This window comes from Polaromonas sp. (assembly GCF_029945925.1).
GTDB lineage: Bacteria > Pseudomonadota > Gammaproteobacteria > Burkholderiales > Burkholderiaceae_C > Polaromonas.
Window position 1 is genome coordinate 1 of the sequence record NZ_JAQSDN010000001.1, and the last position, 25,702, is coordinate 25,702.

Consider the following 25,702-nt stretch of genomic DNA (forward strand, 5'->3'; position numbering starts at 1 on the left):
CACCTGGGCGACTTCATCGAGGACAACAACACCCTGGCGCCGGCCGACGCAGCGCTGCACGCGTCCATGCGGGGCGTGGTCAAGGACGTGCTCGATTCCCTGACGCCACGCGAAGCCAAAGTGCTGCGCATGCGTTTCGGCATCGAGATGTCCACCGACCACACGCTGGAAGAAGTCGGCAAGCAGTTCGACGTGACGCGTGAACGCATCCGCCAGATCGAAGCCAAGGCGCTGCGCAAGCTCAAGCACCCTTCGCGTTCGGACAAGCTGCGCAGCTTCATCGACACGCTGTAAGCACCCGGACTCCTTGCCGCGCAAGCGGCACGGCAGCCCAACGCCCCGGCCCGCCCACAGCGGCCCGGGGCGTTGTTTTTTTTGTGCATTGAATGAGCTGCAGCCCGCATGGGTTGGACCTGGGGTGCTTCATAAGGGATAGCGCCCTGCTCCGCGCAAGCGGCCTTCGCCTGCGCCACCCTACACTTGGCATTGACCGAACTCGTTCACCAAACTGCCATGAGCGCTGCACGACATGTCTGAATCCACCGACTTTCTCATCATCGGCGGCGGCATCGCCGCCGCCTCCGTCGGCTACTGGCTGGCGCCGCACGGCCGCGTCACCCTGCTCGAGCGCGAGGCGCAGCCGGGCTACCATTCCACCGGCCGCTCGGCCGCGCTGTTCATGGAGAGTTATGGCACGCCCCAGGTGCGCGCCCTCACGATGGCCAGCCGGGCCTTCCTGCAGTCGCCGCCGCAGGGCTTTGCCGAACACCCGCTGCTGGGCCCGCGCGGCGCCATGATGGTGGCCACCCACGGACAGGATGCACTGCTCGCGGCGCACTGGGACATCCTGCGTGCCATGACGCCGCATGCGCAGTTGCTGGACAGCGCAGGCGCCTGCGCCAGGGTGCCTGCGCTTCGCCCCGGCAAGGTGCTGGGCGCGGTGTACGAACCCGATGCCGCCGACATGGACGTGCATGCCATCCACCAGGGTTATCTGCGCGGGCTGCGCCACGCCGGCGGCCGCGTGGTGTGTGATGCGGAAGTAACCGCGCTGGCACGCGTGGGCGGCCTGTGGCGGGCGCAGGCAGGCGGCCAGGTGTATGAAGCGCCCGTGGTCCTCAATGCCGCCGGCGCCTGGGCCGACATGGTCGCCGCCCTCGCCGGCCTGCCCGGCATCGGCCTGGAGCCGCGGCGGCGCTCGGCCTTCATCTTCGCGCCCCCGGAAGGCGTGAACACGAGCGGCTGGCCCATGACCGGCGGCGTCTCCGAGGACTGGTATTTCAAACCCGATGCCGGCATGCTGCTCGGCTCGCCGGCCAATGCCGACCCGGTGGCCCCGCATGACGTGCAACCCGAGGAAATGGACATCGCCCTGGCCATCCACCGCATCGAGGAGATGACCACGCTGTCCATCCGCCGGCCCACGCGCACCTGGGCCGGGCTGCGCTCCTTTGTCGCCGACGGCGACCTGGTGGGCGGCTTCGATGCGCAGGCGCCGGGCTTCTTCTGGGTTGCGGCCCAGGGCGGCTACGGCATCCAGACCTCGGCCGCCATGGGCGAGACCTGCGCCGCGCTGGCGCGCAGCCTGCCCGTTCCCGGTCGCATCGCGGCCTTTGGCCTCACGGCCGCCATGCTCAGCCCGTCCAGGCTGGGCACTGCGGCCTGACCCAAGCTCAGTCCAGCGCGGCCAGCGCCATCATGCCGGCGGCGGTGTTGGAGATCGGGATGTGGTAGTTGGTGTGCACCTTGCGCACGCGGCCGGGCACGGCGGCGCGCGTGGCCAGCCACATCAGCAATTCCACACCCTGGGTGCCGGTTTTTTCGACGAGTTCATGAATGCTGTATTGCGCGGCCCATTCGGGCTCGCTGATCAGGCTGTCCATGAACTTCAGGTCAAAGGCCTTGTTGATGAAACCGGCGCGTTCGCCGTCGAGCTGGTGGCTCAGGCCGCCGGTGCCTATCACCACCACCTTCTTGTCGCTGTCCCACGAGGCAATCGCCTCGCCCACCGCCTTGCCCAAAGCCAGGCAGCGTTTGGCGCTGGGCAGCGGAAACTGCACGGTGTTGATGCAGATCGGCACCGTCAGCACCGGGCACAGGCCCTCGGGCCAGAACAGCTTGAGCGGCAACGTGAAAGCATGGTCCACCAGCATTTCCTGGCAGGTCGTGATGTCGAACTCCTTGTCCACCAGCTCGTTGATGATGTGCCAGGACAGCGCGGGCACGCCCTTGAACGGCGGCAGCGTGGGAATGCCCCAGCCTTCATCGGCATTGCGGTACTCGGGCGCGGCGCCCACGGCAAAGGTCGGCATCTTGTCGAGGAAGAAGTTCAGGCCGTGGTCGTTGTAGAACACGACAGCAATGTCGGGCCTGACCTCGTCGAGCCAGGCCCGCACCGGCAGGAAGCCGTCAAAAAAAGGTTTCCAGTAAGGCTCCTGCTGGGCGCCCCGGGCGATCGCGCCGCCGATGGCGGGCACATGGGAAGTAGTCAGGCCACCGATGATTTTTGCCATGGTACTTTTCCTCAGGCCAACAGTGTGGCGGGTTGATCGTTCTGCGCGAGCAGCCGCGCCTTGAAGGCCTCCTTGCTCAGACCGGTCTGCGCAGCGCCCAGGTCCTGCACGTCCAGCCCCAGGATGCCGGCGAACTTCGCCAGGTAATACACGTTGCCGCCGGCCGCCAGCAGGCCCGGCACGTTGCGCGTGCGTATCGCCTGAATCTGCTGCTCGTTCAGGCCATAACGAAGCATGTAGCCCACCTCATCGGCCTTGAAGACCGCACGGTTGTCCGCGCTGTCGAACGAGAAACACATCTTGTTGAGCGCATACCCTTTTTGGGCCTGCTCGCCGTCAAACAGCGTGGTGCCGGGAATCGGTGGCCTTGGCGGGGAATGGGGCACGGAAATCTCCTGAGGTTGACCTGTATCAGTACCCCAGTATTGCCGCCCCGTTACAAAAGATAAACCGATGAATGCTGATGAAACCCATGAATGAATCCGATGGATCCGGCCTGGACGCCAGGTTGCTGCAACTGCTGCTGACCGTGCTCGACACCGGCAGCGTGACCGCGGCGGCGCAGCGCCTGGGCGTGACGCAGTCCGCCGTGAGCCACGGCCTGGACAGGCTGCGCGCCATCACCGGCGACCCGCTGTTTGTGAAGGCCGGCCGCGGCATCGTGGCCACCGCGCGCGCCGAGGCCCTGGCCGCACCGGCGCGCGAACTGCTGGGCGCGCTGGAACGTTTTGCACGGCTGGGCAGCTTCGACCCGGCGTGCTGGCAAACCACCTTCACGGTCGCCGCCAATGATTTCCAGCGCGACCTGCTGCTGCCCGCGCTGGCCGCGCGCCTGCGTGCGCAGGCGCCTGGTGTGCTGCTGCGCGTGATCCCGTCGGCGGTGCCGCGGCTGGAAATGCTGCGCAGCGACGACTGCCAGCTGGCCATCAGCCCGCGCCCGCCCGAAGGCAGCGACATCGTGCAAAAACGCCTGTTCGAAGACCAGTACCGGGTTTTCTACGATCCGGCGGTGCGCGAGGCCCCATGCACCGAGGCCGACTACCTGGCCGCCAGCCACGCCACCGTGGTGTACGAGCCACGCCGCAGCCTGGAGCTGGACCAGGTCCTGGCGGCACGCGGCCTGAAGCGGCACTTCACGGTGATGGTGCCGTCCTTCAGCGCACTGCCGGCCTTTCTGCGCGGTACGCCGCTGCTGGCCACCGTGCCGGGGCTGCTGGTGCACCACAGCTTCCAGGGGCTGGCCAGTTGCCCACCGCCTGTGCCCTGCCCGAGCATGCCCATGTACGCGATCTGGCACCTGCGCTACCAGCAGGACCCGGCACACCGCTGGCTGCGGGAGCAGCTGGACACCGTGGTGGGTCCGGCGCTGGCCGACGCCGCATCAGGCTAGATTTTCAAACCAAACAGGCCATCAGCCCGCATGAATCATGCGCGAGTAGCTATCAATACAATAGCAGTTCCCAAAAATCCGATCAGGCGGCAAATTCCTCGGTATCCACTTCGCTGGCGCTTTGCGCACTGTAGCGGTGGCCGGTCACCGTGCGCTGGTTGACCAGCGCTTCCAGCCTGGCCAGCAGCCCGGCGTCCAGCCGGACGTTCACCGCGCCGAGGTTGTCGTGCAGATGCTCGACGCTGGTGGTGCCGGGAATCGGCACGATGTGCGGCGCCTTGTGCAGCAGCCAGGCCAGCGCGAGCTGGGCCGGCGTGCAGCCCGCCTCCAGCGCCAGGGCCTTGTAGGGCGGCAGCAGCTTGAGGTTGGCCGCGTAGTTGTCGGGTGCAAAACGCGGCATGGCGCTGCGGATGTCCTTGGGCTGGAGCGTGCTGACGTCGTGCAGCGCATCACACAGAAAGCCGCGCGCCACCGGACTGAAGGCCACAAAGGCCGCGCCCAGCTCGCGGCAGGCATCAAGCACCGCGATCTCGGGGTTGCGCGTCCACAGCGAATACTCGGTCTGCACGGCCGCAATCGGGTGCACCGCATGGGCCTTGCGCAAGGTGGCGGCCGACACTTCGGACAGGCCGATGGCCCGCACCTTGCCCGCGCGCACCAGCTCGGCCATGGCACCCACGCTGTCCTCGATCGGCACCTTCTTGTCCCAGCGGTGCAGGTAGTAGAGGTCGATCACGTCGGTCTGCAGGCGCTGCAGGCTGTCCTCGCAGTTCTTGCGGATGGCCTCGGGCCGGCCGTCGATCACGCGTTTGACGCCGTCCTCAAAATACACGCCGGCCATGCCGCCCTTGCTGGCCAGCGTGAAGCGGCTGCGGTGCTTTGACAGCACCTTGCCCACCAGCGTCTCGTTGGCCCCGAAGCCGTACAGCGCCGCCGTGTCGAACAGCGTGACGCCGGCATCGAGCGCGGCCAGCAACACGCGTTCTCCCTGCTCCGCCGACGGCGGCGCACCGTAGGCGTGGCTCAGGTTCATGCATCCCAGGCCGATGGCCGAGACGTCGAAGGGGCCGATGCGGCGGGTGGGCAGGGAGATGGGCATGGTTTACTTCAGTTGCTGTTCCAGGTCGTGCAGCACCTGGTAACACGGCAGCACTTTGGCGACGCTGGAATTGGGTTCGCGGCCTTCGCGGATGGCGGCGAAGAACTCCCGGTCCTGCAACTCGATGCCGTTCATGGACACGTCCACCTGGCTGACGTCGATTTTTTCTTCCTTGCCGTTGAAGAGGTCGTCGTAACGCGCGATGTAGGTGGCGCTGTCACCGATGTAGCGGAAGAAGGTGCCCAGCGGGCCGTCGTTGTTGAAGGACAGGCTCAAGGTGCAGATCGCGCCGTTGGCCGCCTTGAGCTGGATGCTCATGTCCATCGCAATGCCCAGCGCCGGGTGGATGGGCCCCTGGATGGCATTGGCTTTCACGATGGGGCTGCCGCACTGGTAGGCGAACAGGTCCACCGTGTGGGCCGCGTGGTGCCACAGCAGGTGGTCGGTCCAGCTGCGCGCCTGGCCCAGTGCGTTCATGTTGCTGCGGCGGAAGAAATAGGTCTGCACATCCATCTGCTGGATGTTGAAGCGGCCCGCCGCAATTTCCTTGTGCACGTACTGGTGGCTGGGGTTGAAACGGCGCGTGTGGCCGCACATGGCGACCAGGCCGGTCTGCTTTTGCAGGGCGACCACATCCCGGGCACCTTGGAGGGTGTCGGCCAGCGGGATCTCCACCTGCACATGTTTGCCCGCCTTCATGCAGGCGATGGACTGCTCGGCATGCATCTGGGTCGGCGTGCACAGGATGACGGCGTCCACCTCCTTGAGCGCCAGGCTGTCGGCCAGGTCGGTGCTGACGTGGCTGATGCCGTATTTGGCGGCGACTTCTTTCGTCTTATCGAGGTCACGGCTGATCAGCGAGACGACTTCGACGCCGTCGATGTTCTTGATGCCGTCCAGGTGTTTGATGCCGAAGGCACCGGCGCCGGCGAGGGCGACTTTGATGGTTTTGCTCATGTGTTTTCTCCTGTCAGTTTCATTTTCCCTCTCCCCCTGGGAGAGGGGCAGGGTGAGGGCTTCGCGCGCCAGCCCCCACCCCTGCCCTGCCCCAGCGGGGGAGGTAGTTCATCAGGTCTGGTTTTCCAGAATCAAATGGCCCACCGCGGTGTTGCTGGCGGGCACATGGTAAAAGCGGTGGGCCACCTTGGGCGCGGGGCCACCGGCCACGTCGGACATGGCGCCACGGGCAATCAGCCACATCACGAGCTCAATGCCTTCGGAGCCGGCTTCGCGCACGTAGTCGATGTGCGGCTTGCCGGCCAGGCCTGCCGGGTCGGTGATCAGCTGGTCGAGAAAGGCGTTGTCGAACTCCTTGTTGATCAGGCCGGCGCGCGGGCCCTGCAGCTGGTGACTCATGCCGCCCGTACCCCAGATCTGCACATTGAGCGGCTTGTCAAAACTCTCCACCGCCTTGCGGATGGCCTTGCCCAGCTCGAAGCAGCGCCGGCCCGACGGCACCGGGTACTGCACCACGTTGACGGCAAACGGGATCACCGGGCAGGGCCAGGCCTGCGGCTGGCCGCACATCAGCGACAGCGGCACGGTCAGGCCATGGTCCACGTCCATCCTGTTGACGATGGTCAGGTCGAAGTCCTGCTGGATCACCGACTGCGCAATGTGCGCGGCCAGTTCGGGATGGCCGATGACCTTGGGCACAGGGCGCGGACCCCAGCCCTCGTCGGCCGGCGTGAACTCGGCAGCGGTGCCGATGGCGAAGGTCGGAATCATCTCCAGGCTGAAGGCGGTGGCGTGGTCGTTGTAGACCAGGAAAATCACGTCGGGCGGGTTGTCCTTGAGCCACTGTTTGGAGTAGTCGTAACCCTTGAACACGGGCTGCCAGTAAGGCTCGCCGCTTTTGCCCAGGTCGAGGGCCGCGCCGATGGCGGGCACGTGGGAGGTGTAAACGGATGCGGTGATTTTGGCCATGTTCAGGAATTCCGGGTTTGGCCGGCTCGGCCTTGGGGTTGGTGCTGGGCCTGCGCGGTCCCGTCTTCACCGACCACGCGGTTGCCCTCGACGGAGCGGCCGCCGGCAATCATCATGTCGCGGTATTCCTCTTCGGTCATACCGGTCATGCTGCCTGCCATCTGCTGGAAGCTCTTGCCGTCGGTAGCACCGATCTTGGCAAGAAAATAGATGTTGCCGCCGGCCTTGATGCAGCGGTTCAGGTCGCGTGCCAGCACCGCCTGTTTCTGTTCCTCGGTCATCGGCCACTCGTCGAGGTAGGCGCGTTCATTGGCCTTGAAGCGTTCGCGGTTGGCAGCCTTCATCAGCGACATGCAGAACTGGTTCAGGTGGTAGCCCAGGCGGGATTGCTCGGCATCAAAAATGGTGGTGCCGGGGACGTCGAGGTAGGGTTTTTCGAGTGACATGATGGTTTTCCGTTTTCCGTTCTCCCTGAGCTTGTCGAAGGGTGGCTTCGACAGGCTCAGCCCGAACGGTATTAACTCTCAACTCCAGTAAAGCCGGGTCGGGTTGTCCACCAGCAGCTTGTGCTGCAATGCGGGCGTGGTGGCGATATGGGGAATGTAGTCCACCAGCAGGCCATCGTCGGGCATGTGGTTTTTCAGGTTGGGATGCGGCCAGTCGGTGCCCCACAGCACACGGTCGGGAAAGGTCTCGACCAGGCGCCGGGCAAAGGGCACCACGTCGCGGTAGGCGTTCTGCTCGCCGTTCAGGGCCGGCGGGCCGCTCACGCTGAGGCGCTCGGGGCAGCTGACCTTGCTCCAGATGTTGGCGTGCTCGCGCATCATCTTGACGAACAGCTCGAACTCGGGGCCGTCCACCGGTTTGCTCACGTCGGGCCGGCCCATGTGGTCCACCACCACCGTGGTCGGCAGCGCGGTGAAAAAGTCGTACAGCTCGGGCAGATCCTGCGCCTCGAAATACACCACCACATGCCAGCCCAGGGGCGCAATGCGGTTGGCAATTTCCAGCAACACCTCGCGCGGCGTGAAGTCGGCCAGGCGCCTGACAAAGTTGAAACGCGTGCCGCGCACGCCGGCTTCGTGCATGTCCTGCAGCTCGGCATCGGTGACGTTGCGGTTGACAGTGGCCACACCACGTGCCCTGTTGTTAGAGTGCCTCAGGGCATCAACCAGCGCACGGTTGTCGCTGCCGTGGCAGGTGGCCTGCACGATCACATTTTTGTCAAAGCCCAGGTGGTCGCGCAGGGCAAACAGCTGGTCCTTGGAGGCGTCACACGGCGTGTACTTGCGCTCGGGCGCATAGGGAAACTGCGCACCCGGGCCGAACACATGGCAGTGCGCGTCCACCGCACCGGCGGGCAGCTTGAAGCGGGGTTTGGCGGGGCCGTCGTACCAGTCGAGCCAGCCGGGCGTCTTGGTGAATTCCTGGGTCATCTTGATCAGTCTCAGTCAGGTTTGATGTTGGCTTCGCGCACCAGCTTTTCGTAGCGCTGGCGTTCGGAACGGATCAGGGCGGCAAACATCTCGGCGCTGCCGGGCAGGACCTCGCCGCCGACCTGGGTCATGCGCTCACGCACTTCTTTGGTCTGCAGGGCTTTCTGCACCTCGGCGTGGAGCCGGCTCACGATGGCCTTGGGCGTCGCGGCGGGCGCCACCAGGCCGTACCAGACCGAGGCCTCGAAACCGGGGAAGCCGGACTCGGCAATGGTCGGCACATCCGGAAAGATGGTCGAACGGTTGGTGCTGAGCACCGCCAGCACCTTGAGCTTGCCGCTCTTCACATGCGGCTGCACTTCCAGCGCATTGACCGCCACCAGCGGTAGCTGGCCGCCGATCACGTCGGTCAGCGCCTGCGAACCGCCGCGGTAGGGAATGTGCAGCAGGGAGACCACAGCCGCACGCTTGAAGAACTCCACCGCCATGTGCGGCGTGGAGCCGTTGCCCGGGCTGGCGAAGGAAATGCTGCCAGGCTTGGCCCTGGCGGCAGCGATCAGCTGCTGGATGTTGGCATAAGGGGCGCTGGCATTGGCGGCAATCACCACCGGCACACGGCCGATCAGCGACACCGGTACCAGGTCGCGCTCGGCATCGAAGGGGGCGGGCTGGTACAACGCCATGTTGGCGGCCAGGGCATTGGCCGCCATCATCAGGGTGTAGCCATCGGGCTCGGCCGCGATGACCGACTTGACGGCGATGTTGGTGCCGGCCCCGGGCTTGTTTTCCACCACAAAGGTCTGGCCCATGCTGGCCGACATGGCCTGGCCCACGGTGCGCGCCACGGCATCCACAGCGCCGCCGGCCGAGTAGCCGACCACAACCTTGACGGGTTTGACGGGATAGGACTGGGCCGACGCCAGCGACGGGAAGACGCCGGCAAGCGCAGCCGCGGCAAGCGCCATGGACAGCCTGCGCGACAAACAAAGGGTTGCAATGAACATGAGGGTGACCGGGTTAAACAGGCTATGAATAAAAAAACAGAAGGGGAAAAGCGTCTCAGTCGATGTACTTGAGGCCGGCCTTGGCCAGCGGTTCACGCATGTTGTACATGTCCAGGCCCAGCACGCCCGCGGCGAGCCTGGCGCGTTTTTCGCCTTCGTTGGCTTCACGGGCTTCGGCGGCGTCGGCCACCTTTTTCACCCACTCGGCCGGCACCACGACCACGCCGTCGTCGTCGGCCACCACGGCATCGCCGGGGTTGACACTCACGCCCGCGCACACCACCGGAATGTTCACCGAGCCCAGCGTGGCCTTGATCGTGCCCTTGGCGCTGATGCCCTTGCTCCAGACCGGGAAGCCCATTTCCTCGAGCGTCTTGACGTCACGCACACCAGCGTCGATCACCAGCGCCCGGGCGCCGCGCGCCATGAAGGACGTGGCCAGCAGGTCGCCGAAAAAACCGTCGCAGTTGTCGGCAGTAAGGGCCGCCACCACGATGTCGCCAGGCTGGATCTGCTCGGCCACCACATGCATCATCCAGTTGTCGCCGGGGTGCAGCAGCACGGTCACCGCGGTGCCCGACACCTGCGCGCCGCGGTAGATGGGGCGCATGTAGGGCTTCATCAGCCCGACGCGGCCCATGGCCTCGTGCACGGTGGCGGCGCCCAGGCGGGTCAGCCGGTCGACGGCGGCCTGGTCGGCGCGCACGATGTTGCGTTTGACAATTCCCAAGGTGGTCATGATTCGTCCTTCCGTCAGTTACAGGCTTTACAGGCTTTGGGCCTTGAGGCGCGCATCGAGGCGCGGAAACACACGGCGCACATTGGCCTCGTAGATCTGGTGGCGGTCGGCGGCGCTGAGGATCTTGCTGGCCTCGATGTAGCGCTTGGTGTCGTCGTAGTAGTTGCCGGTTTCGGGATCGATGCCACGCACCGCACCAATCATCTCGGAGGCGAACAATACGTTTTTCACCGGGATCACCGTGTTCAGCAGGTCGATGCCCGGCTGGTGGTAGACGCAGGTGTCGAAGTAGATGTTGTTGAGCAGGTGCTCGGACAGCAATGGTTTTTTCAGCTCCTGCGCCAAGCCGCGGAAGCGCCCCCAGTGGTAAGGCACGGCGCCGCCGCCGTGGGGAATCAGGAAGCGCAGCGTCGGAAAATCCTTGAACAAATCGCTGGTCAGGCACTGCATGAAGGCCGTGGTGTCGGCGTTCAGGTAGTGCGCACCGGTGGTGTGAAAGCAGGCGTTGCACGAAGTCGAAACGTGGATCATCGCGGGGATGTCGTACTCGACCATCTTCTCGTAGATCGGGTACCAGTGTCTGTCGGACAGCGGCGGCGAGGTCCAGTGGCCGCCCGAAGGATCGGGGTTGAGGTTGATACCGACGTTGCCGTAGTCCTTCACGCATTTTTCCAGCTCGGGGATGCAAGTGGCCGGATCAACACCGGGCGACTGCGGCAACATCGCCACCGGCACGAAGTGGTCGGGGAAGAGCTGGCTGACGCGATAGCAGAGTTCATTGCAGATGGCCGCCCAGGTGGACGAGACATTGAAGTCACCGATGTGGTGGGCCATGAAGCTGGCGCGCGGCGAAAACAGCGTGATGTCGCTGCCGCGCTCTTTCATCAGGCGCAGCTGGTTGGTCTCGATCGACTCGCGCAGCTCGTCGTCGCTGATCTTCAGGTCGGCCACCTTGGGCATCATGGCCGGGTCCTTGATGCCGGCGATCTGCCGGTTGCGCCACTCTTCCAGCGCCTTGGGCGCCGTGGTGTAGTGGCCGTGGCAGTCGATGATCAATGATTTTTTCATAAAGGTCTCCTGGGGATGCAAGGGGGTGTCTGTCAGGCAGCGGGGTCCATGCCCTGGCGGCGCTTGGCCTCGGCGGCCTGCGACGTGTTCATGGACGCCAGCATGGCGCGCACTGCGCCGGCATTGCCGGAGCCAGTGCAGACGCCGGCAGAAAAAGTGGTGATGATCTGGATGGCCGGTGGCAAGGGGCCCAGCACGGTGATGCCCTCCAGGTGCATCAACTCGCTCAGTTGCTGAAAGCCCAGCTCGACCTCGCCGCGCGCCACCAGCGAACCGACCGGAATGCCCGGCGGCGGCGTGACGATGCGGCTCTGGATCTCGCCGGCAATGCCCCAGCGCTCGAACAAGCCGGCCAGCGCCACGCCGCTGGGCCCGGTCGAGTAACTGATGCTGCGCGCGGCACGCACGGCCTCGCGCAGCGCGTCCTCCGTCGAGATGTCGGGCCTGGGCGCACCGGCGCGCACGGCCACAGCCACACCCGAGCGGACCAGGTCCACTTTGCTGCCGGCCAGCACATGGCCGGAGGCAATCAGCTTGTCGATCGCGTCGGACGCCAGGATCACCACGTCAAAGGCCTCGCCGGCCTGCACGCGCCGGGCCGCATCGACGCCGCCGACCGACTCGATGGCCACGCGACAGTCCGATTGCTGTTCGAAGGCTGCCACCAGATCGGCCAGCACCAGGCGGGTGGCCATGGAGGAAATGCCCTTGATGTCGGTCGTCATGGCGGTCAGTCAGCGTGGGTGGTCATGCCAGTGATTGTGACCACAGCCCTGCCTCCCGCCAAGGCAGCGCGGTTTCTAGCTGATATAACATACCGGCATTGATCGACGCCTGTTATATCCATTCAGGACACTTCAGGACAACTCCCGGGACACCCCGCCGCCCTTCCCCGACATGGACCTCAAGCAGCTTGAATATTTTGTGCGCGTGGCCGAACTCGGCAGCTTCACGCGCGCCTCCATTGCGCTGGACATTGCCCAGCCGGCGCTGAGCCGCCAGATCCGCCTGCTGGAGGTGGAGCTGCGGCAGAACCTGCTGACCCGCAACGGGCGCGGCGCCATCCCGACGGAAGCCGGCAAGCTGCTGCTCAAGCACGGACGCGGCATCCTGCACCAGGTGGAGGTGGCCCGCGAAGAACTGGGCGCCGCCCGTGGCGCCCTGGCCGGGCGCGTGTCCATCGGCCTGCCGCCCAGCCTGTCCAAACTCATCACGGTGCCGCTCACCCGGGCTTTCCGCCAACAGTTGCCGCACGCCCAGCTGACGCTGACCGAAGGCTTTTCCGTGCTGATGCACGAGGGCCTGCGTGTGGGCAACCTCGACATGGCCGTGCTCTACAACTCCGAACGCTCGCCCGAGCTGGACATCACGACGCTGCACACCGAAGAGCTGGTGCTGATTTCCCCCAAGACCAGCGTCAAGGCCGGTGCGGCGAAAAAAGGCAGGGCCGCCAAGCGGCAGCCCATCAGCCTCGCCGAGGTAGCCGACCTGCCCCTGATCCTGCCCAGCCGCCCCAATGCCTTCCGCATCCTGATCGAGAGCGACATGATCACGATAGGCCGCAAGCCGCAGATCACGCTGGAGGTGGACGGCCTGAACGCCATCCTGAGCCTGGTCAAGGAAGGCATGGGCCATGCCATTCTGCCAAGCTACACGCTGAGCAACGTCGACGATCCCGAGCCCTTCCTGCTGCGCAGCATCCACTCCCCGCGCATCATGAGTGAGCTGATGCTGGCGCGCTCCTCGCGCCGCGCCAGTACCGACACGCAGAAAATGGCGGTCGAGGTGGTCAAGTCGGTGGTGGTCGAGGCCATCAAGCCTTACGCCTGACCCGGCTGCAGCAGCAACCGGTCCGCGTAGTCCTGCCAGCGGGCGTCCTTGCCAAGGCCGGCGAACACGCCGGCCCTGGCCTGGTCGGCCACCCACTGCTGCTTGTCGGCAATCGCCGAGGCCATGAAGGGGTCGAAGCCGCCCCCGGCCTCGCGCACGGTGTTGGCCGCCTCGCGCATTTCCTCGGCACGGCGCTGGCCGTGCTGGACCACACGGCTGAAAAAGTAGGCGCCCTGCTTGTCCCAGTCGATGCTCGGGAAGGTTTCGGCCAGCGTCGGCAGCACGTGGTCTTCCACGCCGTAGGCGCGCGCCGTGGTGTAACTCTCGATCACCAGCGCCTCCAGGCCCTTGATCATCACGCTGCGGCACATCTTGATGGCGCTGGCCACGCCCAACTTTTCGCTGACCGCCTTCGCATCCATGCCCCAGGCCGCCAGCACGCCGGCCAGTTCTGCCGCACGCGCACCGCCCAGCAGCATGGGCACCTTGATGCCGTAAGGCGGCACCGAGGTCATCACACCGGCTTCGACATAGCGCCCACCGGCGGCGTCGATCAGGGCCGCGGCCTGCTGCTTGGTGCCGGGTGACGCGGAATTGAGGTCCAGAAAAAACGTGCCGCGCCGGACATGGGCGGCGGCCGCCTGCGCCACGGCCAGCGTGCTGGACGCCGTGACCGCCGAAATGATCAGGTCGGCCCGCCCGCACAGCTCCGCCATGGACGCGCACGCCGCCACACCGGCCTGCGCCGCATGGGCGCGCTGCGCGTCGCGCAGGGCCGGCGCATCGAAGGTGAGGTCCCACGCGCTGATGCCCGCCACCCGGTTCTTGAGGCCGGTGGTGAAAATTTTGCCGACCTCGCCATAACCAATCATGCCGATATGTTCAAACTTCACGGATGTTTCTCCTGCTTTTCCTGCTTCATCTGCGGCCGACCGGTCGCTTCATGAACGTCATTACTGCGTCGGAATCCTGGCGCGCCGGATCACCTCGCCCCAGCGCCTGGTTTCGCCGGCCAGCAGTTCGGCGGCCTGTTCGGGCGAACTGCCGCGCGCTTCGACATTCAGCTCGGCCAGCTTCCTGCGCACCTCCGGCGCGTTGACGGCGGCCACCACTTCGCGGTTCAGCCGCGCGATCACAGCGGGCGGCGTTTTGGCCGGCGCGGCCAGCGCGTTCCAGCTGGAAGCCAGAAAAGTGGGCAGGCCGCTTTCTTTGGCCGTCGGCACCTCGGGCAGCACCGCGGCGCGTCTGTCGCCGGTGACGGCCAGCGCGCGCAGGGCCCCGGCCCTGATCTGCGGCAGGATGGGGCCGAGGATTTCCACGGCGGCATCGATCTGGCCGCCGCGCAGGGCCGTGACCACCGCCGGCGTGCCGTTGAACGGAACAATCTGCACATCGGCACCGGAGCTGATCTTGAACAGCTCGGCCGCCAGGTTTTGTGTGCTGCCGATATTGATGCTGCCAAGGTTGAGCTTGCCGGGGTTGGCCTTGGCAAAAGCCAGCAGGTCGCCCAGGGTCCTGAATTTCGAATCGGCGGGCGTCACCACGGCGATGTCAAAAAAACCCAGCGTGGAGACCGGCGCGAAGTCGCGCACCGCGTCAAACGGCAGCGACTTGAACAAACCCGCGCTGACCGCCGTGCCGTTGGACATCAGCAGCAGGGTGTGGCCGTCAGGCTCGGCCCTGGCCACCGTCTCGCCCGCCACCACGCCGCCGGCACCGGGCTTGTTGTCGACCACCACCGGCTGGCCCAGCGACTCGCTGAGTTTTTGCGCCACCGTGCGCGCGGTCAGGTCGGCCACGCCGCCGGCCCCAAAGGGCACCACGATGCGGATCGGCTTGTTGGGAAAGGTCTGGGCCGCGGCCGGCAGGGCCAGCATCAGGAAGGCCAGCAGGCTGCCGGCCAGACGTTGAAAAATCATGGAGTCCTCGGAATCGTTTGCACCGCGCCATTTTGGTCCATCCGGCGGCGCAGCCGGTACCGGCCAGGGGCTGCGCCGGCAGAAATATGAACCAAAAGTGGCTCCAGCCCTTATCAGCCGTGCGCAAGCAGCTATCAATTAAATAGCAAATCAACAACCCATCAAGGTCAACGCGCGACGCCGAGCAGTTGCTCGAGCAGTTGCGGCTGGTCGAGCAACTCGTCCGCCGTGCCGGCGTGCACCACCGTGCCGCGGTCCAGCACCACCGCGCTGTCGGAGATTCTCAGGATCGCCTGAGGATGCTGCTCGACGATGATGGCCGACAGCCCCTCGTCCCGCGTCACGCGGCGAATCGCCAGCAGCAGCTCCTCGACAATGATGGGCGCCAGGCCTTCGAGCGGCTCGTCGAGCAGCAGCAGGCGCGGGTTGAGCACCAGCGCGCGGCCGACCGCCAGCATCTGCTGCTCACCACCCGACAGCTGCGTGCCCAGGTTGCTCTTGCGTTCGCCCAGGCGCGGGAACATCTCGTACACCCTATCAGGCGTCCAGCGGCCCGGCCGCGCCACCGCAGTCAGGTTTTCATGCACCGTCAGCGACTTGAAGATGTTGCGTTCCTGCGGCACCCAGCCTATGCCGGCAGCCGCGCGTTCATGCGGCGCCATCTTGTGCAGGGCCTTGCCCGCCAGCGTGATGCTGCCGCCGTGCTGGCGCGTGGCGCCGGCCAGCGTGTTGATCAGCGTGGTCTTGCCGGTGCCGTTGCGTCCCAGCAGCGCCAGCGTCTTGCCTTCGGCCAGCGACAGCGACACGCCCTGCAGCACCACCGCCTCGCCGTAACCGGCGCTCAGACCTTCAACCCTGAGCAGTTCAGTCATGCCGGGCCTCCTCGCCATGGCCTAGATAGACCGCCTTGACTTCGGGATCATTGGCAATCTGTTCCGGGTCGCCTTCGGTCAGCACCGTGCCGTTGACCAGCACCGTCATGCGTGTGGCAAAGCTGAACACCAGGTCCATGTCATGTTCGATCAGCAGCACCGACACGTCGGCCGGCAGGGCCGCCACGGTTTGCAGCAGCTCCTCGCGTTCGCCGGCTGGCACACCGGCCACGGGTTCGTCGAGCAGCAGCACGCGCGGCTCGCAGGCCAGCGCAATCGCAATTTCCAGCAGCCGGCGCTTGCCGTAGGCCAGCACGCGGGTCGGCTGGTCCATCACCTCGGTCAGGTGAAACTGCTCCAGCAGTTGCGCACAGCGCTCGCTCACCGCGGCGTTGCGCCCCAGCGCCTGCCACCAGCGCAGGCCCAGGCCCTGGTGTTGCGACACCGTCAGCGCCAGCGTCTGCAGCGGGGTCAGGGAGTCGAACAGCTGGTTGATCTGGAAGGTGCGCACCATGCCGCGCTGCACGCGCTGGTGCGGCGCCAGCTGCGTGATGTCTTCGCCGAGCAGGGTGATGCGCCCTTCGGTCGGCTGCAGCACGCCCGTCAGCAGATTGATCAGCGTCGTCTTGCCGGCACCGTTGGGGCCGATCAGCGCGTGGCGCGCGCCTTTTTGCAGGTTCAACGTAACGTTGTTGGTCGCCGTGATGCCGCCAAAACGCATCACCAGGCCGCTGGCCTGAAGCACGGTCTGTGTCATGCGCCGCCCCGCTTCCTGAACCAGGTCCAGGGCCGTAGCAGGCGCTCGCGCCCGACCAGCACCAGCACCACGAGGAACAGGCCGATCCAGAAGGTCCAGTACTGCGGCGTGATGCTCGAGAGCGTGTCCTGCATCAGCTTGAACACCACCGCACCGACAATGCCGCCGTACAGCCAGCCCACACCGCCGACCACCAGCACCAGCATCACGTCGGCCGAGCGGTGGAAGTCGAACACGTCGAGCGAGGCAAAACCGGTGGTCTGCGCCAGCAAGGCACCCGCCGCACCGGCCACACCGGCCGACACCGTGTAGACCAGCGCCAGCCGCGAATGCACCGGAATGCCGATGGCCATGGCGCGCAGGCGGTTGTCCCGAATCGCCATCAGTGTGGCGCCGAACGGTGAACGCACCAGGCGCCGGGCCAGCACAAAAAACACCAGACCGACACACAGTGAGTAATACGCCGCGGTACGGCCGCTCATGTCGAACTCGAAGGCGCCGAGCAGCGGCCCCATGACCACGCCCTGCAGGCCATCGGCGCCGCCGGTGAGCCAGTCCAGCCGGTTCGCCAGCTCCATCAGGATCAGGCCCATGCCCAGCGTGACCATCAGCCGCGTCAGGTCGCTGCCGCGCATGATGGTCAGGCTGCAGATCGCCCCCAGCAGGGTCGAGATGCCAATGGCAAAGGCCAGGCCGACCAGTGGGTCCGGCATCACGTGTTTGGCAAACAGGGCGGCCGCATAGGCGCCCATGCCGAAAAACGCCGCATGGCCGAGCGAGACGATGCCGGTGTAGCCCAGGATCAGGTCCAGCGAAATGGCAAACAGCGCCACGATGGCAATTTCGTTGATGATCAGCGCGTGGCTGGACAGCAGCAGCGGCGAGGCAAAGGCCAGCAGCCACAACACCGGCTCCCAGGGCTTGAGGCGCGAGCTGTGGAGCAGGGATTTCCGGGCAGTGTTGTTCATCACTTGCCCCCCTTGCGCACAAACAGGCCCTGCGGGCGCCAGATCAGGATGACGATCATCAGGCTGTAGACGATGAAGGCGCCGAGCTTGGGCACGTAGTATTTGCCCGCCACGTCGGCAATGCCCAACAGCAGCGCCGCCAGCAGCGGCCCGGTGATGGACGAGGTGCCGCCGACGGCGACAACGATCAAAAAGTAAATCATGAATTTCAGCGGAAAGGTCGGGTCCAGCCCCAGCACTTCGGCGCCCAGCGCGCCGCCCAGGCCGGCGAGACCCGAGCCGACCGCAAAGGTGGAGAGGAACACCACATTGACATTGATGCCCAGGCCCGCGGCCACACGCTGGTCATCGACCGAGGCGCGCAGGCGGCTGCCGAAACGGGTGCGGGCCAGCACATACTGCAGCGCAATCGTCAGCGCCGCACACACGGCGATGATGAACAGCCGGTAGTGCCCCATGCCCAGCACCCAGTCGCCACTGCCGAACTCGGTGCGCCCGCGCAGCCAGTCGGGCAGCTGGATGATCTGCTGGGTCGAGCCCATGAAATAGTCCATGCTGGCCACGGCCATGAAGGTCAGGCCAATGGAAAACAGCACCTGGTCCAGGTGCGGCCGTGCGTACATGGGCCGGTACAAGGTGCGCTCCAGCACCCCGCCGAGCAGCGCGGCACCGAGGAAAGCCAGCGGCAGACACAGCAGGAAGGGCACGCCCAGGCGCTGCATCAGCAGCACCGTGATGTAGCCGCCGACCATGGCAAACGCGCCATGCGCCAGGTTGATGAAATTCATCAGGCCCATGGTGACCGCCAGGCCGACCGCGAGCACAAACAGCAGCATGCCGTAGGCAATGCCGTCAAAAAGAATGGTCAACATGTTTTGGCCGGATAGTCAGAAGCTGCTTGAAGGAGGCCATTTCAGGAACGCCGCGGAACCGGCTTCGCCGGGCCGCAGGCGTTGCCCCCTGCAAGGGGGAAACAGGCTACACGCAGTGAGCCTGGATGGGGGTGTGCCACTACTTCGTCTTGCCCGGGTCTTTCACGTCCTTGATCGTTTCGAACTCGACGTTGTAGAGCTGGCCGCCGACTTTTTCGACCTTGCGGATGTAGACGTTCTGCACGATGTCGCGGGTCTGCGCATCGATGAACACCGGGCCGCGCGGGCTCTCGAAGACCTGGCCTTTCATCGCGCCCAGCAGGGCCTCGCCGCCGCCGTTGCCTTTGGTGGTTTTCAGGGCTTCGTAGATCACGCGCATGCCGTCGTAACCGCCGACGGCCATGAAGTTGGGGCGCAGGCCCTTGTTGGCCTTGCTGAAAGCGTCGACAAACTTCTGGTTCAGCGCCGACTTGTGCGCCGCGGAGTAGTGGTGCGAAGTCACCACACCCACCGCGACATCACCCATGTCGTTCAGGATGTCGTCATCGGTCACGTCGCCGGTGGCGATCAGCTTGATGCCGGCCTTGTCCAGGCCGCGTTCGGCGAACTGCTTCATCAGCGCGGAACCGGCGCCAGACGGCACAAAGGCAAACACCGCGTCGGGCTTGGCGTCGCGCACTTTTTGCAGGAAGGGGGCGAAATCGGGGTTGCGCAGCGGCACCCGCACGGCATCAACCACGACGCCGCCGTTGAAGGTGAAGCGGTCCTTGAAGGTGCGCTCGGCATCGATGCCCGGGCCGTAGTCGGACACCAGGCTCACCACCTTCTTGATGCCGTTTTTCGGCGCCCAGTCGGCAATGCCGATGGTGACCTGCGGCAAGGTGAAGCTGGTGCGCACGATGTAGGGCGAAGCCTGCGTGATGCTGGAGGTGGCCGCCGCCATCACCACCATCGGTGTCTTGGACTGCGTGGCCAGCGGCGCGGTGGCAAAGGCCAGCGGCGTCAGGCCGAAGCCGGCCAGCACGTTGACCTTGTCGTTGACGATCATCTCCTGCGCCAGGCGCTTGGTCACGTCGGGGGTGCCGGTGTCGTCCTTGATGATCAGCTCGATCTTCTTGCCGGCCACATTGTCGCCGTTCTGGGCCATGTAGAGCTTGGCCGCCGCTTCAATCTGGCGCCCGGTCGAGGCGAAAGGACCGGTCATGGGAAGAATCAGGCCGACCTTGAAGGTGTTGGTCTGCGCGACAGCGCTGCCTGCGGCCAGGGTGGCGACAGCCAGGGCGATGGAGCCGAGAAAGATTCGTTTTTGCATGGTCTCTCCAGAGGGTTCGAAAAAAGGGGCATTCAACAGATCACCCGGGACTATCCCCCGCTATGGGCAGATGCGCAAGATGGATTTCAGCCTTGCAGTTATAGCAAATATGCATACCAGGAGCCACGCGTTGCAGTGCTCAGCCGCGCTTGCGAATCAGCCGCACGCCGGGCATGCGGTCCAGGTCCTGGCTTTGCATGGCTTCGAGCAGGTTGCGCTGGGCGATGCGCGAGTGCTCGCGCATGATGGCTTCGGCACGCGCGCCTTCGCGCCGCTCAATGGCATCCAGCACCTGGCGGTGCTGGTCCTGCGCCACGATCAGCATGTCGCGCGCCTGCGGCGAATTGGCTTGCGCCACCACAAACCCCGAGGGTGAGGCAAAAGGCAGGTTGACGACGCGTTCGAGTTCACGCGTGATCACCGTGCTGCCGGCCATCTCGCTGAGCAGGTTGTGAAAGCGCTGGTTCAGCGTGACGTATCGCAGGAAAGATTCGTCGTCGAGGGCCGGCTGGCTCAGCACGCCGTCGATCTGCCCGAGACAGGCGCGCGCCTCGGCCAGCAGCGCGCCAGCTACCCCGCGTTCGGACGCCAGCCGGGCTGACAGCCCTTCGAGCGTGCCGCGCAGTTCAATCGCTTCGGACACATCGCGCTCCGAAAACGTGCGCACGGCATAACCGCCATTGACCAGCCCTTCCAGCAGGCCCTCCTGCTCCAGCCGCATCAGCGCCGCGCGAATCGGCGTGCGCGACACCCCGAGCTTTTCAACAATGGCCAGTTCGGCAATACGCGCGCCGCCGGGCAGCTCGCCGGCCAGAATCATTTCACGCAGCCGCAGCTGCGCCTTGACGGTCTGGGAGGCGCCCGGCTCCTGCGCGTCAGCGGCGGCCAGGGAAGTGGTTTTGTCGTTCATCTGGATCTCTCAATGTATACAGCAAAGACCTGTTCAGATTGAATTTTGCCCTATTCAACGTATATTTTGATAAATTGACAAGATCAATGTATACATCAATCTCGTTATTTTGCATAATCGCCGCCAGAACCACTGGCCGTTTGACGCGGCCGGTATCGCCAGAAACTTCCACCCCCACCTCCACACCTCCACGGACAAGCGTCATGTTTCCCAAAAACACCTGGTATGTTGCCTGCACCCCTTCCGAAATCGACGACAAGCCGCTGGGCCGGCAGATCTGCGGCGAGAAGATTGTTTTTTACCGCGGCCCCGAAGGCAAGGTCGTCGCGATGGACGATTTCTGCCCGCACCGCGGCGCGGCCCTGTCGCTGGGAACGGTCTGCGAAGGCAAGCTGGTCTGCGGCTACCACGGCCTGGTGATGGAATGTGACGGCAAGGTCGCCTCCATGCCCGGCCAGCGCGTGCAGGGTTTCCCGCGCAACCGCAGCTTCCCGGTGGTGGAACGCCACGGTTTCATCTGGGTCTGGACCGGCGACGAAAAACTGGCCGACGAAAGCAAAATTCCCCACCTCGACTGGGCCAACAACCCCGAGTGGGCCTATGGCGGCGGCCTGTACCACATCCATTGCGATTACCGCCTGATGATCGACAACCTGATGGACCTGACCCACGAGACCTACGTCCACACCACCAGCATCGGCCAGAAGGAAATCGACGAAACGCCGGTGAGCACCAAAACCGAGGGCGAGAGCGTGGTGACCAGCCGCTTCATGGAAAACGTGATGGCACCGCCCTTCTGGCGCGCCAACCTGCGCGCCAACAACCTGGCCGACGACGTGCCGGTGGACCGCTGGCAGGTCTGCCGCTTCTCGCCGCCCAGCCATGTCCTGATCGAAGTCGGCGTCGCCCACGCCGGCAAGGGCGGCTACAACGCTGACCCGAAAGACAAGGTCAGCAGCATCGTGGTGGACTTCATCACGCCCGAAACCGACACCTCGATGTGGTACTTCTGGGGCATGGCGCGCAACTTCAACCCGAAAGACAAGGCCCTCACCGCGCAGATCCGCGAGGGCCAGGGCAAGGTGTTTGCCGAAGACACCGCCGTGCTGGAAGCGCAGCAGCGCAACCTCACGCTGTTCCCGCAGCGCAAGCTGCTGATGCTCAACATCGACGCCGGCGGCGTGCAGTCGCGCCGCATCATCGACCGCCTCATCGCGCAGGAGCAGGCCCCGGCCCCAGCTCAACATCAGACCGCCTGACCATGGACAGTCTTGAAGTCAGGGTCATCCGAAAAACCATCGAAGCCGAGGGCATTACCAGCTTCGAGCTGGCCCGCGCCGACGGTGCGCCGCTGCCGGCCTTCAGCGCGGGCTCGCATGTCGATGTGCAGATTCCCGGCGGCTTGACGCGCCAGTATTCGCTGTGCAACGACGCCGTCGAGCAGCACCGTTACCGCATCGCCGTGCTGCGCGACCCCGCCTCGCGCGGCGGCTCCGCCGCCATGCACGAGGCCGTCAACGAAGGCGACCTGATCCGCATCAGCCCGCCCAAAAACCACTTCCCGCTGCAGCACGCGCCGCGCACGCTGCTGCTGGCCGGCGGCATCGGCGTGACGCCGTTGCTGAGCATGGCGCAGCGGCTGGCAGCCATCCATGCGGATTTCACCCTGCACTACTGCACCCGCTCGACCGAACGCACCGCGTTCCGCCAGGAGATCAGCGACTCGGCCTTTGCCGACAAGGTACGGTTCCACTTCGACGCGGGTCCTGCCGAACAAAAACTCGACCTGCCGGCCGTGCTGGCCGGCGCCGCCCCCGAACACCAGCTGTATGTCTGCGGCCCCGCCGGTTTCATCACCCACGTGGTGGACAGCGCCAAAGCCAGCGGCTGGCGCAGCGAGCAGATCCACCTCGAGTATTTCGGCGCGGCGCCGCAGGACACGGCGGGCGACACCGGCTTTGAGGTGAAGATCGCCAGCACCGGCAAAAGCTACACGGTGGGTGCGGAGCAGAACATTGTGCAGGTGCTCAAGGGCCACGGCATCGAGATCCTGACCTCCTGCGAGCAAGGCGTCTGCGGCACCTGCATCACACGTGTGCTCGAAGGCGAGCCCGACCACCGCGACATGTACTTCACCGACGAGGAGAAGGCGAAGAACGACCAGTTCACGCCCTGCTGCTCGCGCGCCAAAAGCAAAACCCTGGTGCTGGACCTGTAGACCGGCCATCGGTCGCTGTGCCCTAATATCATTCACCTTCCCCTGCCCGATTTCAACGACCTCAAAGGAAAAAGAGACATGACCCAGCTCCCCGCCCGTTACGACCACGTTGGCAGTTTTCTGCGCCCCAAATATTTGCTGGAAGCCCGCGAGCAGAAGGCCAAGGGCGAGATCACGCCCGAGCAGCTGCGCAAGGTGGAAGACAAGGCCATCACCGAGATCGTCAGGTTCCAGGAAGACGTGGGCCTGAAAAGCATCACCGACGGCGAGTTCCGCCGCACCTACTTCCACATTGACTTCCTCGAGCAGATCGGCGGCGTGAAGACCGACATTCCGGTCACCATCATCCGGCCCGACGGCACGCAGGAGCTGGCTCCGCCGGTGATGCGCGTGATCGACAAGGTGCGCCACGTCAAGGACATCCAGCTCGCCGACTTCCAGTACCTCAAGAGCCAGGTGAGCGCGGGCAACACGCCCAAGGTGACCATCCCGTCGCCCACCATGCTGCACTTCCGCGGCGGCCGTGCCGGCATCAGCCGCGAAGCCTACCCCGAGCTCGACCCCCAGTTTTATGACGACGTGGCCAAGGCCTACGGCGACGAGCTGCGCAGCCTGGCTGCCGCCGGCTGCACCTATGTGCAGATGGACGACACCAACCTCGCCTACCTGTGCGACACCAAGATGCGCGAAGCCGCCCGCCAGCGCGGCGACGACCCCGACGAGCTGCCGCACCGTTACGCCACCTTCATCAACAAGGTGGTGGCGCAAAAGCCCGAAGGCATGCTGCTGGCCATGCACCTGTGCCGCGGTAACTTCAAGAGCACCCACGCCGCCGCCGGCAACTACGAACCCGTGGCCGAGGCGCTGCTCAAGGAAATGAACCTGGACGCCTACTTCATGGAGTACGACGACGACCGCTCCGGCGACTTCAAGCCCCTGCGTTTCCTGCCCAAAGGCAAAACCGTGGTGCTGGGCCTGGTGACCACCAAGTTCGGCACGCTGGAAAGCAAGGACGACCTGAAACGCCGCATCGAGGAAGCCGCGAAATACGCGCCGCTGGATCAGCTGGCCCTGTCACCGCAGTGCGGTTTCAGCAGCACCGTGCACGGCAACGACATCGCAGTGGAAGCGCAGCGCGCCAAGCTGCGCCTGGTGATCGAGACGGCGCAGGAGGTGTGGGGTACCACCTGAACCACGCGCCCAGCTGCTGAAAAGCCGCCTCGCAGGCGGCTTTTTTTATGCCAAATCGGTCCATAGCCCAGTAAATACGGGCGCAAGCAGCTATCAAATAATGAGCAGATCGCGACCCTAACCCCCCGGATTCGGGTCAGTGACCTCCATGTATTTCATGCTGAAAGCGTTGACAGTTCGCGCAATGTATTTGCGAGCGGTCTGGCGCGCTGCTGGCTGAAAGTGTCACCCGGTAAATGGCCTGACAGGGCTTGTTCGAACTCGGGATTGGCAAACAGCGCTGCGAATTCTGCCGCCAGGTAGGCGCGCAGTTCAGGCGCTGCGGCACGGCACTCGCCCAGCAGTTCGGGCCGCCGGTCTGCCACGGTGATGATGTCTTCAAGATCATGGCTACCCAGAAAGTCTGGCCTGCCATCGGCGTCTTTGCCCCGGTCCTTGAACGCCTCCAACTTGGTGCCAATAAAAACCGGGGCGCCAATGAGCCGGATGTTCATGCCGCTTGGCAATGTGACCAATTCTGCAGTCTGCAGGGCCAATGGATACCAGCGGTTGGCAAAGCCCAGGATGTCCTTGACCATGGGCATCAAGTCAAGCGTGACGTTTTTATAGACCCACCGGCAAATGGGTGCATTGGGCCGCATGTCGTTGCTGAAGCCCTGAGCGCGGACTTGCTTCTCTATCGCGTGGTAGTCATGCACCGTCAACGCTTGCGCAACGATGTCAACGTCTTCGGTGATGCGGATACGGTCGGGCCGGTCTTGCGTCAACAACAGGCCCGTAGCGCAACCGCCCACAAAGATCACACGCTCACGTACCGGGCCCAAGGCAAGTGCCACCAGCTCCAGAATGGCCAGATTGGGGTTGCTGAAGGCTGCCATCAGCTCAACCTTTCTTCCAGCAGCTTGCGGGCCATTTCGCGTTCGCGCGCCTGGCCTATGCGCAGCGCGTCAAACAAGGCCAGCAACTCGTACAAAGCAGGGTCCTGCGCTGCGGCCAAGGGCAACTTGGGGTACAGAGGCAGCAGCGCACTGCCGCGCACCGGGCCGTCTGCATGGGGCCACACGGGCGGCGTCTCATCAGCAAACAGCACTTTGGACTTGAGCGGCTCCACACCATAGGCCGTAGGAAAACCCATGGTGATCTCGCCCCTTACCGCAGGAAAAAAATAAGGCGCGCCGTGCAACACCATGGGCCTGAAAGCCGCCAGTACCAGCGTGGGGACGTCATTAACCTCAGCCAACAGACGCGCACCACTGAGCCGCGCCATGCAGGCGTGGGCTTCAAACTGCGACATGTGCATGACCAGCGCCAGCGCTGTGTAGGGCAGCTTTTGCCCCGCCAGACACACCAGCTTGAACGCCATGGCCAAGTCTTGCGGCTTCAGCGACCACTGCGCATGGCCAAGGCGGGATTTGATTCCAGATGAGCTCATTGACGACCTTGTATTCAATATGCATACAGAATATGCCATGAATAATTTAAAAATTCAACAATAAAATCACGATTGTTTGCAATATGCATATTGCTATACAAGTTCTCAGCAGCCCAAAAACCAGCAAAAACCACACGCAGCACGAAACCAAAGATTGAATCGGGCTCCATCCCAATAACCACGGACGCAAGCAGCTATGCCTTTAATAGCAAATCATGCGCCGTGCGCAAGCCCGCAGCCCCGCCG

At 64.7% G+C, this 25,702-nt stretch carries 29 protein-coding genes; 7 read left to right on the forward strand and 22 right to left on the reverse strand.

The genetic code is table 11. The features are described 5' to 3' along the window. Together PSV40_RS00005 and PSV40_RS00010 are read left to right on the forward strand one after the other, a co-directional pair. Positions 1 to 294, forward strand: a 294-nt coding sequence (locus PSV40_RS00005) for a sigma-70 family RNA polymerase sigma factor (protein ID WP_300532885.1), incomplete at its 5' end; no start/stop codon positions are given. Between the two features lie 235 nt (positions 295 to 529). Further along, positions 530 to 1,666 (forward strand): FAD-dependent oxidoreductase, encoded by a 1,137-nt coding sequence (locus PSV40_RS00010; RefSeq protein ID WP_300532887.1) that lies wholly within the window; start codon positions 530 to 532, stop codon positions 1,664 to 1,666. A 7-nt stretch (positions 1,667 to 1,673) separates the two neighbouring features. Here the strand turns inward: PSV40_RS00010 and PSV40_RS00015 are convergent, their stop codons facing one another. Then, complete coding sequence (locus PSV40_RS00015; protein ID WP_300532889.1) at positions 1,674 to 2,513, reverse strand: class III extradiol dioxygenase family protein; 840 nt, start codon at positions 2,511 to 2,513, stop codon at positions 1,674 to 1,676. 11 nt (positions 2,514 to 2,524) lie between these two features. After that, positions 2,525 to 2,899: a protocatechuate 4,5-dioxygenase subunit alpha gene (locus PSV40_RS00020; protein ID WP_300532890.1), complete on the reverse strand. Its 375-nt coding sequence runs from the start codon at positions 2,897 to 2,899 to the stop codon at positions 2,525 to 2,527. A gap of 77 nt (positions 2,900 to 2,976) precedes the next feature. On the opposite strand from PSV40_RS00020, the gene PSV40_RS00025 reads away from it, so the two are divergent. Then, the gene (locus PSV40_RS00025; protein ID WP_300532892.1) at positions 2,977 to 3,903 is read left to right on the forward strand and encodes a LysR family transcriptional regulator; all 927 of its coding nucleotides are present in this window, start codon (positions 2,977 to 2,979) and stop codon (positions 3,901 to 3,903) included. An 82-nt stretch (positions 3,904 to 3,985) separates the two neighbouring features. Here PSV40_RS00025 and PSV40_RS00030 read toward each other — a convergent pair whose 3' ends face one another. The 9 genes from PSV40_RS00030 to PSV40_RS00070 all read right to left on the reverse strand — a co-directional run bounded on the left by PSV40_RS00030 (position 3,986) and on the right by PSV40_RS00070 (position 11,900). Beyond that, positions 3,986 to 4,990 (reverse strand): aldo/keto reductase, encoded by a 1,005-nt coding sequence (locus PSV40_RS00030; protein ID WP_300533016.1) that lies wholly within the window; start codon positions 4,988 to 4,990, stop codon positions 3,986 to 3,988. A 15-nt stretch (positions 4,991 to 5,005) separates the two neighbouring features. Then, positions 5,006 to 5,959, reverse strand: coding sequence for a Gfo/Idh/MocA family oxidoreductase (locus tag PSV40_RS00035; protein ID WP_300532894.1), 954 nt, complete (start codon positions 5,957 to 5,959; stop codon positions 5,006 to 5,008). A 111-nt stretch (positions 5,960 to 6,070) separates the two neighbouring features. After that, the gene (locus PSV40_RS00040; RefSeq protein WP_300532896.1) at positions 6,071 to 6,928 is read right to left on the reverse strand and encodes a class III extradiol dioxygenase subunit beta; all 858 of its coding nucleotides are present in this window, start codon (positions 6,926 to 6,928) and stop codon (positions 6,071 to 6,073) included. A 2-nt stretch (positions 6,929 to 6,930) separates the two neighbouring features. Then, positions 6,931 to 7,374 (reverse strand): protocatechuate 4,5-dioxygenase subunit alpha, encoded by a 444-nt coding sequence (ligA, locus tag PSV40_RS00045; protein WP_300532898.1) that lies wholly within the window; start codon positions 7,372 to 7,374, stop codon positions 6,931 to 6,933. A 78-nt stretch (positions 7,375 to 7,452) separates the two neighbouring features. Then, on the reverse strand, positions 7,453 to 8,364 hold the full coding sequence (locus tag PSV40_RS00050; protein ID WP_300532900.1) for an amidohydrolase family protein: 912 nt from the start codon (positions 8,362 to 8,364) through the stop codon (positions 7,453 to 7,455). A gap of 11 nt (positions 8,365 to 8,375) precedes the next feature. Continuing rightward, on the reverse strand, positions 8,376 to 9,368 hold the full coding sequence (locus PSV40_RS00055; protein WP_300532902.1) for a tripartite tricarboxylate transporter substrate binding protein: 993 nt from the start codon (positions 9,366 to 9,368) through the stop codon (positions 8,376 to 8,378). A gap of 55 nt (positions 9,369 to 9,423) precedes the next feature. Then, positions 9,424 to 10,107 (reverse strand): 4-carboxy-4-hydroxy-2-oxoadipate aldolase/oxaloacetate decarboxylase, encoded by a 684-nt coding sequence (gene ligK, locus PSV40_RS00060; protein ID WP_096696206.1) that lies wholly within the window; start codon positions 10,105 to 10,107, stop codon positions 9,424 to 9,426. A 27-nt stretch (positions 10,108 to 10,134) separates the two neighbouring features. Next, complete coding sequence (locus PSV40_RS00065; RefSeq protein ID WP_300533018.1) at positions 10,135 to 11,163, reverse strand: amidohydrolase family protein; 1,029 nt, start codon at positions 11,161 to 11,163, stop codon at positions 10,135 to 10,137. Between the two features lie 44 nt (positions 11,164 to 11,207). Further along, entirely contained in the window at positions 11,208 to 11,900 is a 693-nt protein-coding gene (locus tag PSV40_RS00070; protein WP_300532905.1) for a substrate-binding domain-containing protein, read from the reverse strand. A 172-nt stretch (positions 11,901 to 12,072) separates the two neighbouring features. Here PSV40_RS00070 and PSV40_RS00075 point away from each other — a divergent pair, with 172 nt between their 5' ends. Beyond that, positions 12,073 to 13,005 carry a LysR substrate-binding domain-containing protein gene (locus PSV40_RS00075; protein ID WP_300532906.1) on the forward strand — a complete coding sequence of 311 codons (933 nt, stop codon included), beginning with the start codon at positions 12,073 to 12,075 and terminating at the stop codon, positions 13,003 to 13,005. Here the strand turns inward: PSV40_RS00075 and PSV40_RS00080 are convergent. The 9 genes from PSV40_RS00080 to PSV40_RS00120 all read right to left on the reverse strand — a co-directional run bounded on the left by PSV40_RS00080 (position 12,996) and on the right by PSV40_RS00120 (position 20,820). After that, entirely contained in the window at positions 12,996 to 13,898 is a 903-nt protein-coding gene (locus PSV40_RS00080) for an NAD(P)-dependent oxidoreductase (RefSeq protein ID WP_300532908.1), read from the reverse strand. The genes PSV40_RS00075 and PSV40_RS00080 overlap by 10 nt on opposite strands. A 60-nt stretch (positions 13,899 to 13,958) precedes the next feature. After that, a complete protein-coding gene (locus PSV40_RS00085; RefSeq protein WP_300533020.1) occupies positions 13,959 to 14,882 on the reverse strand; it encodes a tripartite tricarboxylate transporter substrate binding protein in 924 nt (307 codons plus the stop codon). A 209-nt stretch (positions 14,883 to 15,091) separates the two neighbouring features. After that, on the reverse strand, positions 15,092 to 15,796 hold the full coding sequence (locus PSV40_RS00090) for an ABC transporter ATP-binding protein (protein WP_300532910.1): 705 nt from the start codon (positions 15,794 to 15,796) through the stop codon (positions 15,092 to 15,094). Further along, complete coding sequence (locus PSV40_RS00095; protein ID WP_300532912.1) at positions 15,789 to 16,553, reverse strand: ABC transporter ATP-binding protein; 765 nt, start codon at positions 16,551 to 16,553, stop codon at positions 15,789 to 15,791. Before PSV40_RS00095 ends, PSV40_RS00090 begins: the two co-directional genes overlap by 8 nt. Beyond that, positions 16,550 to 17,521 (reverse strand): branched-chain amino acid ABC transporter permease, encoded by a 972-nt coding sequence (locus tag PSV40_RS00100; protein WP_300532914.1) that lies wholly within the window; start codon positions 17,519 to 17,521, stop codon positions 16,550 to 16,552. The genes PSV40_RS00095 and PSV40_RS00100 overlap by 4 nt, the downstream gene beginning before the upstream one ends. Then, complete coding sequence (locus PSV40_RS00105) at positions 17,521 to 18,393, reverse strand: branched-chain amino acid ABC transporter permease (protein ID WP_300532915.1); 873 nt, start codon at positions 18,391 to 18,393, stop codon at positions 17,521 to 17,523. The genes PSV40_RS00100 and PSV40_RS00105 overlap by 1 nt, the downstream gene beginning before the upstream one ends. Before the next feature lie 139 nt (positions 18,394 to 18,532). Then, positions 18,533 to 19,705: an ABC transporter substrate-binding protein gene (locus PSV40_RS00110; protein WP_300532916.1), complete on the reverse strand. Its 1,173-nt coding sequence runs from the start codon at positions 19,703 to 19,705 to the stop codon at positions 18,533 to 18,535. A 139-nt stretch (positions 19,706 to 19,844) separates the two neighbouring features. Beyond that, positions 19,845 to 20,615: a GntR family transcriptional regulator gene (locus PSV40_RS00115; protein ID WP_300532918.1), complete on the reverse strand. Its 771-nt coding sequence runs from the start codon at positions 20,613 to 20,615 to the stop codon at positions 19,845 to 19,847. Then, positions 20,581 to 20,820: a hypothetical protein gene (locus PSV40_RS00120; RefSeq protein ID WP_300532920.1), complete on the reverse strand. Its 240-nt coding sequence runs from the start codon at positions 20,818 to 20,820 to the stop codon at positions 20,581 to 20,583. Before PSV40_RS00120 ends, PSV40_RS00115 begins: the two co-directional genes overlap by 35 nt. Between PSV40_RS00120 and PSV40_RS00125 the strand changes: the two genes are divergently transcribed. From PSV40_RS00125 to PSV40_RS00135, 3 genes are all read left to right on the forward strand, one after another. Beyond that, entirely contained in the window at positions 20,819 to 21,874 is a 1,056-nt protein-coding gene (locus PSV40_RS00125; RefSeq protein ID WP_300532922.1) for an aromatic ring-hydroxylating dioxygenase subunit alpha, read from the forward strand. The genes PSV40_RS00120 and PSV40_RS00125 overlap by 2 nt on opposite strands. 2 nt (positions 21,875 to 21,876) lie before the next feature. Beyond that, the gene (locus PSV40_RS00130; RefSeq protein WP_300532924.1) at positions 21,877 to 22,833 is read left to right on the forward strand and encodes a PDR/VanB family oxidoreductase; all 957 of its coding nucleotides are present in this window, start codon (positions 21,877 to 21,879) and stop codon (positions 22,831 to 22,833) included. 78 nt (positions 22,834 to 22,911) lie between these two features. Further along, on the forward strand, positions 22,912 to 24,024 hold the full coding sequence (locus PSV40_RS00135; protein ID WP_300532926.1) for a 5-methyltetrahydropteroyltriglutamate--homocysteine S-methyltransferase: 1,113 nt from the start codon (positions 22,912 to 22,914) through the stop codon (positions 24,022 to 24,024). Positions 24,025 to 24,179: 155 nt separating this feature from the next. Here the strand turns inward: PSV40_RS00135 and PSV40_RS00140 are convergent, their stop codons facing one another. Together PSV40_RS00140 and PSV40_RS00145 are read right to left on the reverse strand one after the other, a co-directional pair. Further along, positions 24,180 to 24,902: a hypothetical protein gene (locus PSV40_RS00140; protein ID WP_300532927.1), complete on the reverse strand. Its 723-nt coding sequence runs from the start codon at positions 24,900 to 24,902 to the stop codon at positions 24,180 to 24,182. Further along, entirely contained in the window at positions 24,902 to 25,456 is a 555-nt protein-coding gene (locus PSV40_RS00145; protein WP_300532929.1) for a hypothetical protein, read from the reverse strand. The genes PSV40_RS00140 and PSV40_RS00145 overlap by 1 nt, the downstream gene beginning before the upstream one ends. Positions 25,457 to 25,702: the final 246 nt, after the last annotated feature.

Bases quoted from the DNA above. Each gene is read 5' to 3' on its own strand.
- PSV40_RS00010 (WP_300532887.1), top strand. From the start codon at position 530: ATGTCTGAATCCACCGACTTTCTCATCATCGGCGGCGGCATCGCCGCC.
- PSV40_RS00015 (WP_300532889.1), bottom strand. From the start codon at position 2,513: ATGGCAAAAATCATCGGTGGCCTGACTACTTCCCATGTGCCCGCCATC.
- PSV40_RS00025 (WP_300532892.1), top strand. From the start codon at position 2,977: ATGAAACCCATGAATGAATCCGATGGATCCGGCCTGGACGCCAGGTTG.
- PSV40_RS00035 (WP_300532894.1), bottom strand. From the start codon at position 5,959: ATGAGCAAAACCATCAAAGTCGCCCTCGCCGGCGCCGGTGCCTTCGGC.
- PSV40_RS00040 (WP_300532896.1), bottom strand. From the start codon at position 6,928: ATGGCCAAAATCACCGCATCCGTTTACACCTCCCACGTGCCCGCCATC.
- ligA (WP_300532898.1), bottom strand. From the start codon at position 7,374: ATGTCACTCGAAAAACCCTACCTCGACGTCCCCGGCACCACCATTTTT.
- PSV40_RS00050 (WP_300532900.1), bottom strand. From the start codon at position 8,364: ATGACCCAGGAATTCACCAAGACGCCCGGCTGGCTCGACTGGTACGAC.
- PSV40_RS00055 (WP_300532902.1), bottom strand. From the start codon at position 9,368: ATGTTCATTGCAACCCTTTGTTTGTCGCGCAGGCTGTCCATGGCGCTT.
- ligK (WP_096696206.1), bottom strand. From the start codon at position 10,107: ATGACCACCTTGGGAATTGTCAAACGCAACATCGTGCGCGCCGACCAG.
- PSV40_RS00070 (WP_300532905.1), bottom strand. From the start codon at position 11,900: ATGACGACCGACATCAAGGGCATTTCCTCCATGGCCACCCGCCTGGTG.
- PSV40_RS00075 (WP_300532906.1), top strand. From the start codon at position 12,073: ATGGACCTCAAGCAGCTTGAATATTTTGTGCGCGTGGCCGAACTCGGC.
- PSV40_RS00085 (WP_300533020.1), bottom strand. From the start codon at position 14,882: ATGCTGGCCCTGCCGGCCGCGGCCCAGACCTTTCCCAACAAGCCGATC.
- PSV40_RS00090 (WP_300532910.1), bottom strand. From the start codon at position 15,796: ATGACTGAACTGCTCAGGGTTGAAGGTCTGAGCGCCGGTTACGGCGAG.
- PSV40_RS00095 (WP_300532912.1), bottom strand. From the start codon at position 16,553: ATGACACAGACCGTGCTTCAGGCCAGCGGCCTGGTGATGCGTTTTGGC.
- PSV40_RS00100 (WP_300532914.1), bottom strand. From the start codon at position 17,521: ATGAACAACACTGCCCGGAAATCCCTGCTCCACAGCTCGCGCCTCAAG.
- PSV40_RS00105 (WP_300532915.1), bottom strand. From the start codon at position 18,393: ATGTTGACCATTCTTTTTGACGGCATTGCCTACGGCATGCTGCTGTTT.
- PSV40_RS00110 (WP_300532916.1), bottom strand. From the start codon at position 19,705: ATGCAAAAACGAATCTTTCTCGGCTCCATCGCCCTGGCTGTCGCCACC.
- PSV40_RS00115 (WP_300532918.1), bottom strand. From the start codon at position 20,615: ATGAACGACAAAACCACTTCCCTGGCCGCCGCTGACGCGCAGGAGCCG.
- PSV40_RS00125 (WP_300532922.1), top strand. From the start codon at position 20,819: ATGTTTCCCAAAAACACCTGGTATGTTGCCTGCACCCCTTCCGAAATC.
- PSV40_RS00120 (WP_300532920.1), bottom strand. From the start codon at position 20,820: ATGACGCTTGTCCGTGGAGGTGTGGAGGTGGGGGTGGAAGTTTCTGGC.
- PSV40_RS00130 (WP_300532924.1), top strand. From the start codon at position 21,877: ATGGACAGTCTTGAAGTCAGGGTCATCCGAAAAACCATCGAAGCCGAG.
- PSV40_RS00135 (WP_300532926.1), top strand. From the start codon at position 22,912: ATGACCCAGCTCCCCGCCCGTTACGACCACGTTGGCAGTTTTCTGCGC.
- PSV40_RS00140 (WP_300532927.1), bottom strand. From the start codon at position 24,902: ATGGCAGCCTTCAGCAACCCCAATCTGGCCATTCTGGAGCTGGTGGCA.
- PSV40_RS00145 (WP_300532929.1), bottom strand. From the start codon at position 25,456: ATGAGCTCATCTGGAATCAAATCCCGCCTTGGCCATGCGCAGTGGTCG.